Genomic DNA, 760 nt, shown 5'->3' with positions numbered 1-760 from the left:
CATGACCACAGTCTACGGCAACCACCGCCAACACCGCTTTACCGTTGCCAATGCCTTCGCCCAAGCCGAAGCGCTGATGAAAGGTAAGACCTTAAACGAAGTACAAATCGAATTGGCCGCCCTGCCCCAAGACGAACGCAACCGCCTTGCACCGCAAAAAGAATTCCCCGGCAACCGTCCGAGCAACAGCCTGCTCATCGACAGCCTGACGCCTTTCAACCTCGGCATGCTGATGGCTGCTTACGAACATCGTACTTTCGTTCAAGGCGTGATTTGGCGTATCAACCCCTTCGACCAATGGGGCGTGGAATACGGTAAAGAGCTGGCCAAAACCATCGAACCCGAACTCGAACGCGGCACGCCTGCACACGACAGCTCCACCAACGGTCTGATCGCCTTCTACCGCAGTTGCAACGCAAGATCGAAGGCCGTCTGAAAATAAAATGCCCGTAAGACAAGCATATCTGCCTGTCTTACGGGCATTTCAAAACCTAATCGGCGGTAAGAATGAACCGTTAAAGCACCGCACTTTTAGACAAAAGTAGCTAGATTTTGATATAAAAAAAGGCTAAATCGATAATGACTTAGCCTTTTTCATCAGACTTGATTAGTTGTTTGTTGTTAATGCGCCTAAATCTTTATCAACTAAGAACAAACCTTTACCATCTTCACCAAGAAGATTTAATTTATCCAAAATTCCACTGAATAATTTTTCTTCTTCATGTTGTTCAGCCACATACCATTGTAAGAAGTTAAAGGC

1 pseudogene is annotated in these 760 nt (G+C 46.8%); it reads left to right on the top strand.

Annotation, left to right across the window (positions count from 1 at the left end):
* Positions 1-436, top strand: a pseudogene (locus ACTHUR_RS13640) (glucose-6-phosphate isomerase); the annotation flags it as partial.
* Between the last annotated feature and the right edge of the window lie 324 nt (positions 437-760).

Source organism: Neisseria sp. P0021.S007, from assembly GCF_051956855.1.
Note: the sequence above shows the minus strand (reverse complement) of the source record. Positions and strands in the feature narration are given on the sequence as shown.